Consider the following 16,029-nt stretch of genomic DNA (forward strand, 5'->3'; position numbering starts at 1 on the left):
TTCAATAAGCGTGTAGTCACATTGGATCTGGCTTCATTGGTTGCCGGGACGAAATATCGTGGTCAATTTGAAGAACGTATGAAAGCGGTCATGAATGAACTGGAGAAATCACCGGATGTCATCTTATTTATCGATGAGATTCACACAATCGTTGGTGCAGGTGGCGCTTCAGGATCGTTAGATGCTTCCAATATGTTCAAACCAGCCTTGGCAAGAGGAGAAATCCAATGTATTGGTGCAACAACATTGGACGAATATCGTCAATACATTGAAAAAGATGGTGCTTTGGACCGTCGTTTCCAACGTGTAACGATTGAGCCGGCAACACATGATGAAACGGTTGAGATATTGAATCGTATCAAGGAGAAATATGAGGATCACCACAATGTGACCTACACTCCCGAAGCGATTGAAGCCTGTGTGTCGTTAACAACACGTTATATTACAGACAGATTCTTACCAGATAAGGCTATTGATGCTTTGGATGAGGCAGGCTCTCGCGTGCACTTAAACAATATTCATGTACCGCAGTCCATTATTGACATTGAAAATAAAATTGAAGAGGTCAAATTGGAAAAGAACAAAGTCGTTCGTAGTCAAAAATACGAAGAGGCTGCCAAATTGCGTGATACGGAGAAAAAATTGATCGAAGAGCTCGAGAAGGAAAAAATCGCTTGGGAAGAAGAGACGAAGTCTAAACGCTATACTGTTTCAGAAGAAAATGTTGCTGAAGTAGTGGCCATGATGACAGGTATTCCAGTACAACGTGTTAGTCAGACAGACAGTCAAAAGCTGTTGAATATGGCTGAGTTGATGAAGGGAAGAATCATTGGTCAAGATGACGCTGTAGGTAAATTGGTGAAAGCTATTCAACGTACACGTGCGGGCTTGAAGGATCCTAAAAAACCAATCGGGTCATTTATCTTCTTAGGTCCTACTGGGGTCGGTAAAACAGAGTTGGCTAAAGAATTAGCTCGATTTATGTTTGATACAGAAGATGCACTGATCCAAATTGACATGAGCGAATACATGGAGAAATTTGCGGTATCTCGCCTTGTTGGAGCGCCTCCAGGATATGTTGGTTATGAAGAAGGTGGTCAATTGACTGAAAAAGTGCGTCGTAAACCTTATGCCGTTGTCTTATTGGATGAGATTGAGAAAGCGCATCCAGATGTATTCAATCTGTTGCTACAGGTATTGGACGAAGGTCAATTAACAGATAGTTTGGGCCGTAAAGTAGATTTCAGAAATACCATAATCATTATGACTTCAAATATTGGTGCACGCCAATTGAAGGAATTTGGTCAGGGTGTTGGTTTCACCACTGCAGCAAAATCACAACAATCTGATGCACATTCACGTGGAGTTATTGAAACCGCTTTGAAAAGAGCTTTCGCTCCTGAATTTTTGAACCGTATCGATGATGTCATTGTGTTCAACTCATTGACAAAAGAGAATATCTTCAAAATCATTGATATTGAATTAAGGTCATTGTTCAAACGTATCGCTGATTTGGGTTATACCATCAATTTAACGGATGAGGCAAAAGATTTCATCGCAGACAAAGGTTATGACAGTAATTTTGGTGCACGTCCATTAAAACGAGCAATCCAAAAATATCTTGAAGATCCGATTGCAGAAGAGATCCTCAAAGGAAATGTGCAAACAGGTTCAGTTTTGACCGTGAGCATTAATCCTGAAACCAAAGATATTGAGGTTTCTAGCTCAGATCCGAAGTCTTCAAAAGACACAGCTGAGAAGTAAGCTTCAGCTATCTTTAAAAATAATTTCAATAAAATGCACCTTTATGGTGCATTTTTTGTTGTATATGAATTTGGCGTTAAACTTTCGCACTATTTTATCGTCCTATAATAAAAAAATTATCACAAATAACACGAACAATATGAAAAGACTTTTATTCGCAGCACTAATTGGAACCGCAGCCTTGGTTTCATTTTCTTCTTGTAAAAAAGAATATATTACACAAGAAGTGAACGTCTTAGACGGCACAAGTTATGTATTTCCCGTAAAATCAACTGAATGGATTAAAGAGGGCAATAACACTTATAGAAAAGACGTCGCAATCAGTGATTTAGATCAACGTTATTATGAAGACGGTCATGTTAGTGCGGCGATCATTTTTGACACATCTAATGATAGATACGAAGCGATTCCTTCAGAACTATATGGATATCAGTTTTCGTACAATTACTCTATTGGTGTTGTTCGCATTTATGCCAATGATGTAAGCGGAAGTACACCAGTTGCGCCTGACAATATGAAAGTTAAGATCGTTTTAACGGATGCGAGTATAGGAAACTAGGAATTTATTTTCAAAACTATAATGCCTCAAAAGTTAGTTGTTTTTGAGGCATTTTTTTATGTTAACTATCCTTTCAGTAACAACTCCGCATGTTCCAGTGCTGCATCTGTGGGATTGGTACCACTGAGCATCTGAGCAATTTCCTTGACTCTCCCCTCTTGATCTAAACGAACAATGTTAGATATGGTTCGGTTGGCTTTGTCTTCCTTATATACCTTATAATGCGCAGCACCTTTAGCTGCAATTTGGGGCAAATGGGAAATAGCAATAACCTGCATATTCTCAGCAAGACTTTCCATCACCTCTCCTACGCGTAGCGCAACCTCTCCAGAGATTCCTGTATCGATCTCATCAAAAATAATAGTAGGTAATGCAGAAGTTTTAGCAACTAAGGATTTAATGGCCAACATAACACGAGAAAGCTCTCCTCCGGATGCAACCTTATGAATGGATTGCAATGCCTGTCCTTTATTGGCCGAAAATAAAAACTGTATTGAATCCATCCCCGACTCCCGCATATCCCGCTCCTTTAATGGTTCCAGATTAATTTGAAATCGTGCATTCGGCATACCTACATTTGACAAGGTCGCCTGCACATCCTTTGCGATCATCTCCAGTACCTTTCTCCTGGCTGCTGATAGTTCCTTTGCATTTTTTTGGGCAATGGCTAATTTAGCCACAACCTCTTTCTCCAATCGCTCCAATTGCTCATCCGAAGAATTTATAGCAAACAGTTTGGATTCAAGATCATCACGTAATTTGATCAACTCCTCAACGGAGTCCACATGATGTTTTTTCTGTAAGGAATACAATAAGCTCAAGCGCTCATTGATTTCCAATAAAGTACCTTCGTCGATTTGGGTATCCTCCTCAAGAGAGCTCAGCTCTGCAGCGACATCCTTCAGCTCAATCCATGTGCTCTTTAATCGTGCAGCCAAATCTGCAGCCTCAGGCAGAAATGAGGCAATGCCTTCCACCTGGCTCATCGTCTCTTTTAAACGGCTTAAAACTGCCGTATCTTCATTTTCCAATAGATGTGATGCCCCAGTTAGTGCACGCTTGATATCTTCTGCATTTTCCAACTGCCGCTGTTGTACTTCGAGTTGTCCCTGTTCATCTGCGACCAATCGGGCGGCGTCAAGTTCATCAAATTGAAACTGAAAATAATCCTGTTCTATTGCAGCTTTTTTTACCAGATCCTTAAATTCTTCGAGTTCTTTTTTGGCTTTCTTATAAGCGAAGAAGCTCTCTCGATGGCTTTGCTTCAGTCCGAAAGAGCCTGCTACACTATCCACTACCAAAAACTGAAAATCTTCTGTATTAATCTGCAATGTTGCATGTTGAGAATGCACATCAATCAACTGCTCGCCTAAAGCTTTAAGGATAGCCAGGGTGACGGGAGAATCATTAATAAATGCCCGGGATTTACCATCGGGAGATATCTCTCTTCGAATAATCGTATGGTCCGCGTAATCGAGATCATTTTCCTCAAAAAAACGAAGTAGCTGGTAAGAACCAATTTTAAATTCCCCTTCAATCACACATTTCTTGGTTGGGTCGAAAAAATGCTTGCCCTCTGCTCTATTTCCTAAGATCAACGATAATGCTCCCATGATAATAGATTTACCGGCACCGGTTTCACCGGTAATCATATTCAAACCTTTATCAAATTGGATTTCCAATTCGTTGATGAGCGCATAATTTCTAATATGTAAGGTATCTAGCATATTCTTGAAGGTCTAATTACAGTTTAGAGGAAATACCGTTCCTCAATCGGATCCTATGTTTCATGAACCTTTCTGTAGGTAATTTACCTAAAACTCAGGCGATTTCAATATATTTTATTTAAAAAAAACAGCTACTCTGCTTTAATAACATGCCCACTTTTAATATTCTTAGGTACTAAATACTAAAAATAATATCATTTTTCCAAATTAAAAACTACTATTTTTAGTAAACTGATTTTATTTTTGACAAAAGAATGTTCTCATTTAGCACTATTGACATGAATAAATCCCTATTTTTATGGCATGCAAGATTATAGTGCTACGCTTAAAAAATACATGCCTGAAGAAGCTGCGCCGATTATATCCAACTGGATTAATCATACCCGCTGCTTATTTAAGATCTCTCGTTCAAGGAGTACCAAACTAGGAGATTACCGTGCGCCATTTAAAGGAAGCCCACACCGCATCTCAGTCAACCATGACTTAAATTCCTATTCATTTCTGATTACGACGATCCATGAATTTGCCCATTTACAAACCTGGAACAAACACCAGCATCGTGTCAAGCCACATGGTACTGAGTGGAAAAATAATTTCAAGGAACTGATGGAGCCCTTCCTTAAATTGAATATTTTTCCAATCGATATTAGCAGTGCCATTCATCGCTACATGGAAAACCCCGCGGCTTCAAGCTGCACGGACCTTCACCTGTTTCGCACCTTAAAATCATACGATACCGTCAAAACCAGTGCCCTTACGGTGGAATCTTTGGAGGATGGCCATTTCTTTAAACTAAAAAATGGTCGTTCATTTCAACGCATTGAAAAGGTAAGAAAACGCTATAAGTGCATGGAATTGACCAGCAAACGCATGTACCTATTCAATCCAATAGCGGAGGTATTTCTGTTGGAACAATGATTTTTGACAAATACATTCATTATATTTTTATCTTTGCTAACTTAGGAAATAATTAAAGAGAGCTTTTATGTTACACTTACACTCGACTATAGCAATTGTATTATTGCTAGCCCTGGTGATATCGATCGTGATCACCCTATCAAACTACCTAGGCAACAAACCGTACAACCGTAAAATTGCTTTATTGGGTTTTATCGCATCACATATTCAATTATTGGTGGGATTGATTTTATTCTTTTATTTAAAGTACCCATCAATGATCTCTGGCGCCGTAATGAAAGATCCGACATTACGTTTTAAAATCATCGAACACCCTTTGACAATGATCATTGCCATTGTATTGATCACAATTGGTTACTCTAAAGCTAAAAAGATTGAAAATGCCAGAAAAGCAAACCAAACAGTTGTAATTTTCTATATCATCGGTTTGATCTTGATCCTTGCTCGTATTCCTTGGTCTACTTGGTCTCTTTTCGCATAGTCTGCGATAATCATACAAAAAAAGGCTTCACGATCGTGAGGCCTTTTTTTGTACCTTGTAGATCATGGAAGCATAACGGACGGGATCGTCAACGATGAACTGAGTTCGAAAAAAGGATTAAAATAAAAAAGCCCCAGTAAACTGGGGCTTTCAAATATCTTAGTTGACTTTTAATTAGTCACGGTTTTTTCCAAATCCCAAAATTCCGAAAACGGTTTTGAATGCGATAAGTGCACCTACGATCATGGAGATGTTAGCTATCGCGGAAAACAAAAAAGTTTGTTGACCCATTGCCGCACATACATCCGGTACAAAACGGATAAATGTACCTATTAAACCTAAAGCGATCGCTACTACCAATGTTTTGTAGTAATGAGTTTGGTTCGCATTATTATCAGTTGTCTTTGGACCTCTTGGTTGTACAGTTTCTGCCATTTCAATTTCGATTTTATTCGATACAAATGTACAAAATAATCTATGTTAGAAAAATAAAAATGAAAAAAGCAATGATCATCAATTATTCAGCATATTTCTGTTCATATTTTTCTTTTTTTCGCTTATAATCATGCGGATGCTCCTTCGTAATATGATATCCACCACAGTGGATACAGCTATACACATAGCGCTGCTTTGGCTTTCCTTCCCTACTGCCATATCGGTACTTTCTCCGATTTTTTCCCCGTAGCCACTTCTTATAGCGCCATTTTAACCATTGTATAAAGAAGCCTGCTTCGCCCTTGCTATTAAAACGCACCTTACCGGTGGCACGGCATTTGCGTCGCTCGATCAGGCTATTGATTTCGAAAGTAGTGAATACTTCGTCGATAAACTGCTTTTTGCTACTCATGATACTTACTCCTTTCTTACTTTAATTTCCTTTCATATCCATCTAATAGCCACATGGCTACTCTATCACGTTTATCCTCAGGACAGAAGCTAATCATCCCTTTCTCTTCATGCAGCAGCACACCTGCCTGGCGGATAGCACTGTACACTTCTTCCTTGCCGCTCTGATAACAGATCGCTGCCGAAATGTGCTTGTCCTTTGGAATACATTCCCATCTTTTGATCGTAAACCCTTCCCAGCGGCTCATTTCATCTACAAAGGCCCACAAAGGCATGTTTCTATAAATCCGGATTTTTCGGGTCCACATCTTGGCTTCTTTGAAATCCTGGTTCGCAACATAGGTCATTGTATCTCGGAGCTGCTGATTTTTGTCTGCATATTTAGCGCCAACATATACGAAGTCCCCGGGACAGACTATGGACTGTACTTTGTTCAGGTTATAGGAATAAACTTCCATTGTTCCATCATTAAGCATGACCTTCATGTTACTTGTATCCGCCCTGATTAAAAAGTCAGCACGGTTGGCTGTAATTTTACCCTTTTTAGTACCAATAATCAGCGGAGCATTGCTATAACGGCTATTGGCGTCAACATACGCCTCTCCTTTTATGTATACTACTGTTGAATCCCCTTTTCGGAGCGAATAACTCAACTGGGATTGTGCATTCATCCGAACCCTGGTACCATCCTCCAGTTCCACGACACATTGCTGGCGTGGAGCCGTATAAATATTTAAACTTTTTAAAGTTGTCTCACCGCCTGCCATTGATTTTCTCTGGATACGCATCAGCCCTTCCCCGGTACGGGTGACAGCCAGCTCGCCCAGCTGTAATAGTGTGCCAAAGGTATCCTGCTCTACTCTTATCCATGTGGAGTCAGCTGCCAACAGGAGACAGGAAGACTCTATTAAAGGTATCTCTGTGTCATCTGCGACGCCAAGACATTGCCCCTCCAGATGCAGCATGATATCCTCTTTTTTATGTGGATAAAATAAGTATAACAATACACCTCCAATAATTAGCAGCAAAGCTGCTGCATACCCAACTTTGCTGTACCGCTTTATTTTTTCTTTTCTTCGTATAGCTTCCCCCCGGCATTTTATTTCCCCGTAATCAGGTGTCCAGTCCTCAAGCGGATCCTTGGGCAGCTGACCTTCCAGCTGCCCGAGTACCTCTACCACCATAAGGTCGTATTCATCCTCCGTATAGTGCGATCTTTTCTCTTTTAGATCTGCCTCTTCTTCAGGGCTGATTATTCCCAGCAGCTGTTTTTTGATCAGCTCTTGAACTTTTATAGTATCGCGTTCCATTTTCTTCAATTCTAATCTATATTCAATTAATACTAGAACTCGCTATAGATAAGTATAACTTATCTTTTCTTCAATTCTAATTTATATCCAATTGTAACCCGGTTCAAGATCCCTTTAAGAGCCGTCGGATCTTGGCAAGCGCCGTACTCAGTAGATTGCGCACCCGCTGTGGCTTTAGGTCATGACGGGTCTCCAGTTCCCTGTTATCCATGCCGTGCACTTTGGCATCTATAAAAATTTTCTTTTCCATCGGTGTGAGCTGTTCCGCTTTTGACAGCACTGCTTCCAGCATTTCCTGATAGTTTAGATGAGCATCGTTGTCATCGCTATGGGGTACAGTCCGGAGCTCGTCTATCGCTATCTTCCGGTTTTTCTTTTCCTGACGGAGCATTTTCAGAGCAATATTTCTCGCGATTGCCATCATCCAGGCAAAAGGATCTTTGCATATAGCGACTTTTTCCCGCTGCACAAATAATGTGGTCAATGTTTCTGAAACCACGTCTTTGACCAGCTCATCATCATTGTTAACAATGTTTCTGATACGATTTTTTAGCTGGCTACCATGTTTAGCCATAATAAGCCGCAAGCCTCGGTCGGGCTCTTTAACTAAAATTTCAAAAGGATCTTCCCCCATAGCTCATCATTTAAGTATAACAAAGGCTTTATATAACCATCTAAATAAAAAAATAAACACTTAATAAACAGCTATTTAAAAAATAAAACCATTTATAGCAGGTACATATTGCTTACTTATGGTAGCTATATATAAACAGGAATGAAATAATTGAATTTGGTAAAACTAAGATACAAACACAAAACCGAATAAACAAATTTAAATATCTGATTTATAAATAGTTGTATTAAATATACGACCTGAAATTATACTGTTTAAAAAATGAAAACAAGAGCTTCACATATCACCGCTACCAGTATCCGTGTCTTTATGATACTCTTTTGGGCATACGTTGCGCTGGATAAGCTATGGGATCTGCCGGGCTTCCATCAGGCACTGAAACTGCAGCCTTTTCCCGGCTGGTGGGCAGGAATATTGTTCTGGTCCCTGCCACTGATGGAGCTGGGTATAGTGATCCTGTTTTCTATTCATTCTTTCAGAAATACAAAACATCTATTTTTTTATCCTTTCGTGCTGTCTGCATTGCTGTTAACGGTCTTTACTGTCTACATCGGTCTTGGCGTCGCTGGTTTATACGCGCAGAAGCCCTGCGGCTGTGCTTCGGTACTGAGCAGGCTCTCCTGGGGCGGACACCTTGTTGTCAACCTACTGTTATTGCTGCTGTCCATATTGGGGTGGTACTTGACTGGCCCAACTGCCCCCATGGCTGGGTGTAAGCGATATAAAAAGCAGGTCATTTTATTCTTTACCAGACGCTTATTGATTACCGTACCGATCTATGCTGTTATGCTGCTGCGCATCAAGAAATACAAAATGCGATTTGCGCTCTTCCCGGCCGGGCCGGTATAGCTATAAATTATGACACGTGAAGGCACAGCCCGTAAAAACAGATCCCGAGGCATAGGACAGACTGACACACCTCGTTAAAGCAAAGTGTTGGTCAAAAAAAATTAACATAGAGTTTTTTGTGGGGGTAAACTTTTTTTGCTACTATAAAAAAGGCCTCGGTATGAAAGCAATATCTTTCATCAAAAATAATGCAATGGCTATGGTAGCCGGCGCTGCAATAGTTGTGTTCAGTTCGTTTAAGTTGGCGGAGAAAATCATATTTCCAGCTGACGAAGTATGGTTTGAGTTCAACAGTTCTTTAAATCCGGGTGACTCTGGTTATGAAACTGCGATTACTACACCTAGTAATTATACAAATACAGGGTCTGCCACAAATCCATCCCAATGTTCAAGTACACCAAAGGTCTGTGCGGTAAAAGCGGAGCCTGACGGATCAGGACATGTGTCAGTTTCCACTTTAAATTCGCTAAAAGCAGATATGCTTAATCCTTCGAGTAGCAATCCGGCTATTTCGAAAAAACCTAACGACTAATTTATAAAGCGTGTAAATGCACTCAGATAGTATCTATCTGAGTGCATTTATAATGTTAAAATTTATTGATTTTGATCCACACCAGACAATTCAATCACTTTTTGTGGGAAAAGAAAAGTGAATGTTTTAATTTCTTTTAAACCAACACTATATACTTTATTATCAATTATTCGTTTGATCTCTTTTTTTCCAAGATAGAAATCTTCCAGTCTTCTAAGATCCATCCATCTTATACCACGTAACAGAAGTTCCTTTCTTCGTTCTGAATAGATAAGCTTGAGCAGTTCTTCCTGAGCTATAGGAAACGGTTCCATAAGCCCGCCATCCACGTATCTTTTTTGCATAAAAAATTCTATCGTTTTAATGGCAAGCGTCAATCGTCCTAGTCTCGCCTCACATTCAGCTTTCGTTAGCCACAATTCTGCAGTTGTTATCCCATTAAATTTTTGTGCATTTGAATTCCCTGAGTAATCTCCTGTAAATGCGAAATACCCATCAGCCTGTTTCGAAAAAAAACACGTTTTACGTAAATCACTATCTGTGTAACTATCGTACAAAACGGTATCAATACGGAGAACTGACTCTCTCGAAAGATTTTCGGCGGCATGAATAGAAAAGAACAATACCTCGGGATTAAATCTTTCAAATGGATATTTTTTACCGCTATTGATCTGATTATAATCCATAAGTTTATCATAAGATTCTAAAGCTCGTTTTGAAATCGCCAATGCCTGTTCGTAGTCTCCCATAGCAAGATATACCCTAGAAAGCAGCCCCAATGCAGCGTTTCTATTCGGTCGAGTTGGGTAAGTCAGATTCTGATCCGTCAGATAATCAGATGATAGTTTCAGATCTGCAATGATAAGGTTCATTGTTTCTTTTAGAGACAATCTTATCGGCTTTTCATTTACATCAGAACTCATTTTCATTGGAGGGCCCAAGACCGATTCCGCTGTCTTCTGATCATAGGCCGGTGCGTATATCTGCGCTAAATCAAAATAGCTAAAAGCTCTAAAAAACAAAGCCATTCCTTCCAAATTTTGCCGATCCTTTTGATCCAGCTGAATCTTATCCAGATGTTCAAGTACCGTATTAACATTAAGTAAACGACTATAGGATACCCAATACCAATCAGCCAAAGGTTTTCTATCCCATATATAAATTGCTCTATCGGACATCTGACTGATTCCCATATATTGTTTGTCCAATATAAAGAAATCATCTGAAGCAATATCTCCAACAGCTGTTACGTAACTTTGATTCATTACAACTGTATAGTCCATAAGGGCATAGAGATCCGATTTTGAGCTAATAGTAGCCAATGACATATCGGATTTCTCCTCTAAAAACTTGCTACACCCCAGCGTTAACATCATAACAATTCCAATCACCGTTTTTGTTAGTTGCTTATTTTTCATAATTCTTCTGTTAAAATGTTAATGTTGCTCCCATACTAAAAGATCTTGGAGCGGGAATATTTCCGAAATATTCAGGATTTATATCTTTTTTAGTAGCCTTCCAAATCAAACCTATATTCTCTGCCACAATAAAGAATGCCAATGATTTAATTTTGGATCCAATAGGCAATGCAGGATTATACTGCAACCGGAGATCCTGAAACTTAATATGATCTCCACGTTCTACCAAAACGGAAGCATCCTTATAAAATAGATCCGCCCCATCATCCAGTGGATAGACCATAGCGGGCACATCTGTTAATAATTCGTCTCCAGGTTTTTGCCATCTATCATAAAAGTCTACATGGCCGTCATACTTTCCAAAAAGAGACTGATAACTTATACTACTTCTTTTAAAGTAATATTTTAGGCGATAGCTTATTGTTGCCGAAAGATTGAATTGCTTATAACTGAACGTATTTCTAAAAGTCCCGAAATAGAGCGGGCGTGCAGAACCAATTTTTTGGAGCACATCCAATCCTTTGCTTCCCATTATATCCCAGTAGGCGGTACTGTTCTCATGATTTAATAATCCCTGTGGCTTACCTTCACTATTCAAACCCTGCCATTTATAGGCATAAAGACTATAAACCATGTCTCCCGGCAGATTTGAGATTCCACCTTTAAGCACATAAGAAGTCGGCGATTGCTGATCCGTTAATGTTTTCACGATCCAATTGTTATTATAAGAAAACAATAGACTGCCGGACCAGTTTAGCTCTCTCCAACTCTTGTTGAGCGCCAAATTTACATCGATACCTCTTGATTTAGTGTTAGCGGCATTTAGAACCATGGAACCTATCCCTGTCGTTGGATCCAATGGCTGTGCATCGAAAAGATCAAAAGTATACTTATTGTAGTAATCAATACTTCCGGAAAACGAATTATTCCATGCGCTAAATTCGATCCCAACATTGACATTTCGCAACTTCTCCCATCTTAGTTCCTTATTAGGCAAATTAACTATCCGCGCCATAGGATAAGATACACTCCAATTATTATAACCAAAATATTGTATAGTAGTCAGGGCACTCATACTGTTATCCACATTTCCACTATAACCTAACGATCCTCGTAACTTTAGAAAATTAATCACAGAGCTTTTGAAGAATTTTTCATTATGCAGATTCCAGCCAAGACCTACCGACCACAAAGGTGTCCATTTATTGTTCGTCTCTACACCAAATAAGTTTGATGCATCCCTGCGTACGCTTCCTGACAGTAAATATCTGTTTTGGAATCCATAATCCATGATACCGTACAGCGAGACAAAGTTTGTGGTAATATCGGTGTTGGGATAACTGTTAAAGGGAATTGTATTGTTACCACCAAGTCCACCAAAAGTTGGATACTGTTTACTGAAATCTATATTCGAAACAAAAGAAAGATTTTCAGGGTTATAACCATACAATATATTACCCATAGAACCATCATCTTTGTTCCGCCATTCCGCCCCGGCAAGAGCAGATACACTGTGTCCTTTAAAATCCGTTTTATAGTTTAGCTGCATGCGAAAATTCTTTTCGGTAGAGACCCCATCCTGCTGCCTAAGAATACCTCCATAAGGAAAATTGTAAATTAAATTCCCATTACTAACCTGTGTCCCTCTATTTATTAGATCCCTGGCGTAAAAAGTATTTATAAAATAGCGTTCTTCTTTTTTCCTATCATAAAAATTGTATCTATATTTTAGATCTGCTGTCAGGCCTTTCAATAGAAATAGTTGAAGACCAAGATCGGCGAGCAGGTTTCTATTGGCTGTTAAAATAGGCGGCTCATCAATATAATCAAGTGGGCGATATTTCCAGTCTAGCAGATTTCCAGCGCCCACAGTATCTATATATGAATATCGATATTTATAGGGAACAGCAAGATTCTCTCTTCCCTCTTTCAATTTTAAATATGGAAATGGATATCCGTTATCAGAATAGAAGTCGGTAGCTAGCGCACTAATACTTTTCAGTTCGTTGTACATCACTCTACCGGAGATATTCACAAACCGATTAAGTCTGGCTTCCAGACTTAATTGGCTGCTAATTCGATCAGTTTTATCACTTCGTAAACTAGCCAGAGTCCTATCATACCCTATTTGCGCCATGCCATTTAACTTCTCTGACCCGCCCTTAACCGAATAGTTATACTGTTGTAATGCCGCACCTCTATACATATATTTAAGCATATCGTCACGCACATCTGTATATTGATAAGGCTTAATTCCTGCGGCTAGCGCTTCATCATCAAAAACCCCTTTACGTTTAGCTTCCAATAATTCAACCACAGGCGATATAACTGGTCTACTATTACTAGCTAGCTTCCCATCAAAATATCCCTTTTCGAACAAAAAATGCTCTACGTTTATCAGATCTTTGCTTGAAATAACACGATGACTATATAAATCAAGCTTCATATCCATTCGTATAGACGCTTTGAATTCTTGTTGCAGGGGTGTTTCAAATCGTCCTTTTTTTGTGGTTAATACAATAACGCCGTTGCCGGCCCTTGCTCCCCATATCGCGGAAGCGGCACCGTCCTTCAAGAGGGTCACACTCTCGATATCATTCGGACTCAAAAGATTGATATCTCCCTCATAGGGAAAGTTATCTACAATTACCAATGGTTTACTACCTCCAAGGCCTGCCTTCCGTAAGGTACTGACACCATGCATGAAAATTTTAGGTTCAATAGGTTTACCGTTGTCATTAAACGAATATTCTGAACGATCAAAATAAGTACCTGTGGTCAGGTGTTCCAACTTCGATAATACGTCAAAATTAGCAGTCCTATCCAGCAATACCTTATCAATTTTTTCATAGCTGCCCACACTTCTGGCTTTATGAAGGGAATGATATCCAGAGACAAGCACCTCATCAATCATACCCATCTTTGCCGACAAGATCATTATTTTCTTTATATCTTTAGTAGACAGTACAGTTCTTAAACTTTTATAATTAAGATGTGAGATTTCTACTTGAATTTTGTCGAGATTAGCATTTATTTTATAGGAACCTGTGCTATCTGTTTTGATAACCCGCCCATCTTTAATTACTCTAATATTTACGTCAGAAATACCTTTTCCACTTGAATCCTGTATTACACCTTGACAAATCCATGCGGTTCCCTGTTGGGCATATACCCGAAGGGGCCATGTTATCGATAATAGTAACATGGAGAAAAACAGTATATTTTTCATGTATATAAATTGTTTTTACGATTTTATAGCTATTAATTAGCTGCTCGATATAATGTAAAGGTTAGTGTATTCCATATTTTTCAATGACAGGCATATAGCCATAGGAACCAAGTTCAAATTTCCCAAGGTTGCTCGTATCAGGTAAAGCATCTTTATAGAATACAAGCATTGGGATCAAATTAATTTGAGAGTGCACTTCAAGTCCATGTGCTTCACACACCCTTTTTATTTCTTCGAAACTATGAGGATGCTCTTCCAAACTCATTTTAGGTAGATTTTCCAAATTTTTCCCTAAGAGTACTGGTGGTAATTTAAAAGTCGGATGATTGAGATAACGGAGAAATGTATTCTTATCGATGTTTTCCTCAAAATCAGAAGACAGATTAGACTTCCTAGCAATCACATAACATTCCATTGGCACCATCAAAAGCCTTGATTTTACATTAAGAAAATTATCGAGATCCTCTGCCAATTGAATTTTTAATTTCTCATCAGAAATACTATGTGCTGCCAAATTTTCATAAGTATAATAGTATTTACGCTGCACATCCAATCTAGCTTCTCTGGGATATGTTCCTAAAGGTTTAGGCAATAGCAATGCTGTCAACTCTGGTGTTAGTATTATCCGTCTATTAGGAAAGTTTGCCAATCCAACAAAGTCATCACTTTTCTTATTATAGTCAAAATATGCTATTTCAAACAATGACATGATATCCATATTTGGTATCAACCATCTTGTTATAGCCGTATCTCTCTTTAAAAGAACATTACTGATCAATCCATCTTGAAAACCTAGAATAGTACGGTATACTATGGGCCGATACTGTCGCACATCTTTAAGTGAAGAAGACAACAAAGTGGAATTATCGATAATAGCATCATCTTTTTTAATTGGTATATATGGTTCATGATAAATAATAAGGTTTGCAATCGCCTCTTCCGTGAGATATTCTGGAAGAGTAATTGACACAACTCTTCTATCTGCTATAACAATTACGTGCGGGAAGCCCAAAGTCGGAAAATAATCGCCTAAAGTACTATCAATCGCCGTTACAAAACCGGTAATATTCTTTATGGGACTTTTATTAAGACTTGTCAACACACGCTCTCTTGATTGATTGACTACTGGCAAGACTTTAATCTTTTCCTGAAATTTATTCTGTAGATGGAATAGATGAGGAAAACTATTTATACAATAAGTACACCATGTCCCCCAAAGATCTATTATAATTACCCTTTCTTTAAAATCGTCAAGGACAATATTACTTTCAGCCCCCGTCTTATCAAAAATCTTTAAACTGGTTTTAAGCAGAAGATCTGGGACAGTATCTCCAACTTTCAGTGCTTTTATCTTATTTGGCCAATCAGCCCCGCTATCCTTGCGGGGCGTCTGAGCCGATAAACTAAACATATGAAACAAACAAACCAAAATAAACAGGGCTTGTTTGTTCTTCAATGCCTTGAAAGAAAAATTAGATGATTGGAAAACTATCCATAAGTGTATGCATGCCAAAACCATGCGATAAGTAAGTTCATAATTCGCAAGGAATAAAAAGTATTTTAAAGCCCGCTGAACAACTGGATCTATTGATCCAAGCAAAGTATTGACTCGAAACACAAAAGCCTTACAGGTCGGCTTAAAACACCTTAAAACAGATTGTTCAGATTCTACTCCATAAGTCAATCTAGACTCTCCCCCCTCCTGAAAAGCTTCCTTTTGTTGTGTGGGGCTTGTGCAATCGTTTAGTTGTCCTTGTGTATA

The 16,029-nt window shown here is 38.9% G+C and carries 14 protein-coding genes; 6 read left to right on the plus strand and 8 right to left on the minus strand.

The genetic code is table 11. The features are described 5' to 3' along the window. On the plus strand, positions 1–1,764 hold a 1,764-nt coding region (locus B2X72_RS21975; RefSeq protein WP_286851486.1), incomplete at its 5' end, for an ATP-dependent Clp protease ATP-binding subunit. A gap of 139 nt (positions 1,765–1,903) precedes the next feature. Continuing rightward, positions 1,904–2,323 carry a hypothetical protein gene (locus B2X72_RS21980; protein WP_286851488.1) on the plus strand — a complete coding sequence of 140 codons (420 nt, stop codon included), beginning with the start codon at positions 1,904–1,906 and terminating at the stop codon, positions 2,321–2,323. Positions 2,324–2,388: 65 nt separating this feature from the next. On the opposite strand, the gene recN is transcribed toward B2X72_RS21980, so the two are convergent. After that, the gene (recN, locus tag B2X72_RS21985; RefSeq protein ID WP_286851490.1) at positions 2,389–4,050 is read right to left on the minus strand and encodes a DNA repair protein RecN; all 1,662 of its coding nucleotides are present in this window, start codon (positions 4,048–4,050) and stop codon (positions 2,389–2,391) included. 303 nt (positions 4,051–4,353) lie between these two features. On the opposite strand from recN, the gene B2X72_RS21990 reads away from it, so the two are divergent. Continuing rightward, entirely contained in the window at positions 4,354–4,968 is a 615-nt protein-coding gene (locus B2X72_RS21990; RefSeq protein ID WP_145331110.1) for a sprT domain-containing protein, read from the plus strand. Between the two features lie 67 nt (positions 4,969–5,035). Then, positions 5,036–5,449, plus strand: a complete 414-nt coding sequence (locus B2X72_RS21995; RefSeq protein WP_088160727.1) for a hypothetical protein — start codon at positions 5,036–5,038, stop codon at positions 5,447–5,449. Positions 5,450–5,623: 174 nt separating this feature from the next. Here B2X72_RS21995 and B2X72_RS22000 read toward each other — a convergent pair whose 3' ends face one another. From B2X72_RS22000 to B2X72_RS22015, 4 genes are all read right to left on the minus strand, one after another. Further along, positions 5,624–5,884, minus strand: coding sequence for a hypothetical protein (locus B2X72_RS22000; RefSeq protein ID WP_075991712.1), 261 nt, complete (start codon positions 5,882–5,884; stop codon positions 5,624–5,626). A gap of 82 nt (positions 5,885–5,966) precedes the next feature. Beyond that, on the minus strand, positions 5,967–6,296 hold the full coding sequence (locus B2X72_RS22005; protein ID WP_286851493.1) for a hypothetical protein: 330 nt from the start codon (positions 6,294–6,296) through the stop codon (positions 5,967–5,969). A 16-nt stretch (positions 6,297–6,312) separates the two neighbouring features. Further along, positions 6,313–7,605 carry a FecR domain-containing protein gene (locus B2X72_RS22010; protein WP_286851495.1) on the minus strand — a complete coding sequence of 431 codons (1,293 nt, stop codon included), beginning with the start codon at positions 7,603–7,605 and terminating at the stop codon, positions 6,313–6,315. Between the two features lie 103 nt (positions 7,606–7,708). Continuing rightward, on the minus strand, positions 7,709–8,239 hold the full coding sequence (locus B2X72_RS22015; protein ID WP_286851497.1) for an RNA polymerase sigma factor: 531 nt from the start codon (positions 8,237–8,239) through the stop codon (positions 7,709–7,711). A gap of 261 nt (positions 8,240–8,500) precedes the next feature. On the opposite strand from B2X72_RS22015, the gene B2X72_RS22020 reads away from it, so the two are divergent. After that, positions 8,501–9,088 (plus strand): MauE/DoxX family redox-associated membrane protein, encoded by a 588-nt coding sequence (locus B2X72_RS22020; protein WP_286851498.1) that lies wholly within the window; start codon positions 8,501–8,503, stop codon positions 9,086–9,088. 160 nt (positions 9,089–9,248) lie between these two features. After that, positions 9,249–9,620 carry a hypothetical protein gene (locus B2X72_RS22025; RefSeq protein WP_286851500.1) on the plus strand — a complete coding sequence of 124 codons (372 nt, stop codon included), beginning with the start codon at positions 9,249–9,251 and terminating at the stop codon, positions 9,618–9,620. A 62-nt stretch (positions 9,621–9,682) separates the two neighbouring features. Here the strand turns inward: B2X72_RS22025 and B2X72_RS22030 are convergent, their stop codons facing one another. From B2X72_RS22030 to B2X72_RS22040, 3 genes are all read right to left on the minus strand, one after another. After that, positions 9,683–11,038, minus strand: coding sequence for a RagB/SusD family nutrient uptake outer membrane protein (locus tag B2X72_RS22030; RefSeq protein ID WP_286851501.1), 1,356 nt, complete (start codon positions 11,036–11,038; stop codon positions 9,683–9,685). 10 nt (positions 11,039–11,048) lie between these two features. Beyond that, positions 11,049–14,267 carry a SusC/RagA family TonB-linked outer membrane protein gene (locus B2X72_RS22035; protein WP_286851503.1) on the minus strand — a complete coding sequence of 1,073 codons (3,219 nt, stop codon included), beginning with the start codon at positions 14,265–14,267 and terminating at the stop codon, positions 11,049–11,051. Positions 14,268–14,328: 61 nt separating this feature from the next. Beyond that, positions 14,329–16,029, minus strand: a 1,701-nt coding sequence (locus B2X72_RS22040) for a TlpA family protein disulfide reductase (protein ID WP_286851505.1), incomplete at its 5' end; no start/stop codon positions are given.

Source organism: Sphingobacterium sp. UBA7253, from assembly GCF_002472745.1.
Lineage (GTDB): Bacteria > Bacteroidota > Bacteroidia > Sphingobacteriales > Sphingobacteriaceae > Sphingobacterium > Sphingobacterium siyangense.

Coding starts and splice junctions, on each gene's coding strand:
- B2X72_RS21980 (WP_286851488.1), top strand. CDS start 1,904: ATGAAAAGACTTTTATTCGCAGCACTAATTGGAACCGCAGCCTTGGTT.
- recN (WP_286851490.1), bottom strand. CDS start 4,050: ATGCTAGATACCTTACATATTAGAAATTATGCGCTCATCAACGAATTG.
- B2X72_RS21990 (WP_145331110.1), top strand. CDS start 4,354: ATGCAAGATTATAGTGCTACGCTTAAAAAATACATGCCTGAAGAAGCT.
- B2X72_RS21995 (WP_088160727.1), top strand. CDS start 5,036: ATGTTACACTTACACTCGACTATAGCAATTGTATTATTGCTAGCCCTG.
- B2X72_RS22000 (WP_075991712.1), bottom strand. CDS start 5,884: ATGGCAGAAACTGTACAACCAAGAGGTCCAAAGACAACTGATAATAAT.
- B2X72_RS22005 (WP_286851493.1), bottom strand. CDS start 6,296: ATGAGTAGCAAAAAGCAGTTTATCGACGAAGTATTCACTACTTTCGAA.
- B2X72_RS22010 (WP_286851495.1), bottom strand. CDS start 7,605: ATGGAACGCGATACTATAAAAGTTCAAGAGCTGATCAAAAAACAGCTG.
- B2X72_RS22015 (WP_286851497.1), bottom strand. CDS start 8,239: ATGGGGGAAGATCCTTTTGAAATTTTAGTTAAAGAGCCCGACCGAGGC.
- B2X72_RS22020 (WP_286851498.1), top strand. CDS start 8,501: ATGAAAACAAGAGCTTCACATATCACCGCTACCAGTATCCGTGTCTTT.
- B2X72_RS22025 (WP_286851500.1), top strand. CDS start 9,249: ATGAAAGCAATATCTTTCATCAAAAATAATGCAATGGCTATGGTAGCC.
- B2X72_RS22030 (WP_286851501.1), bottom strand. CDS start 11,038: ATGAAAAATAAGCAACTAACAAAAACGGTGATTGGAATTGTTATGATG.
- B2X72_RS22035 (WP_286851503.1), bottom strand. CDS start 14,267: ATGAAAAATATACTGTTTTTCTCCATGTTACTATTATCGATAACATGG.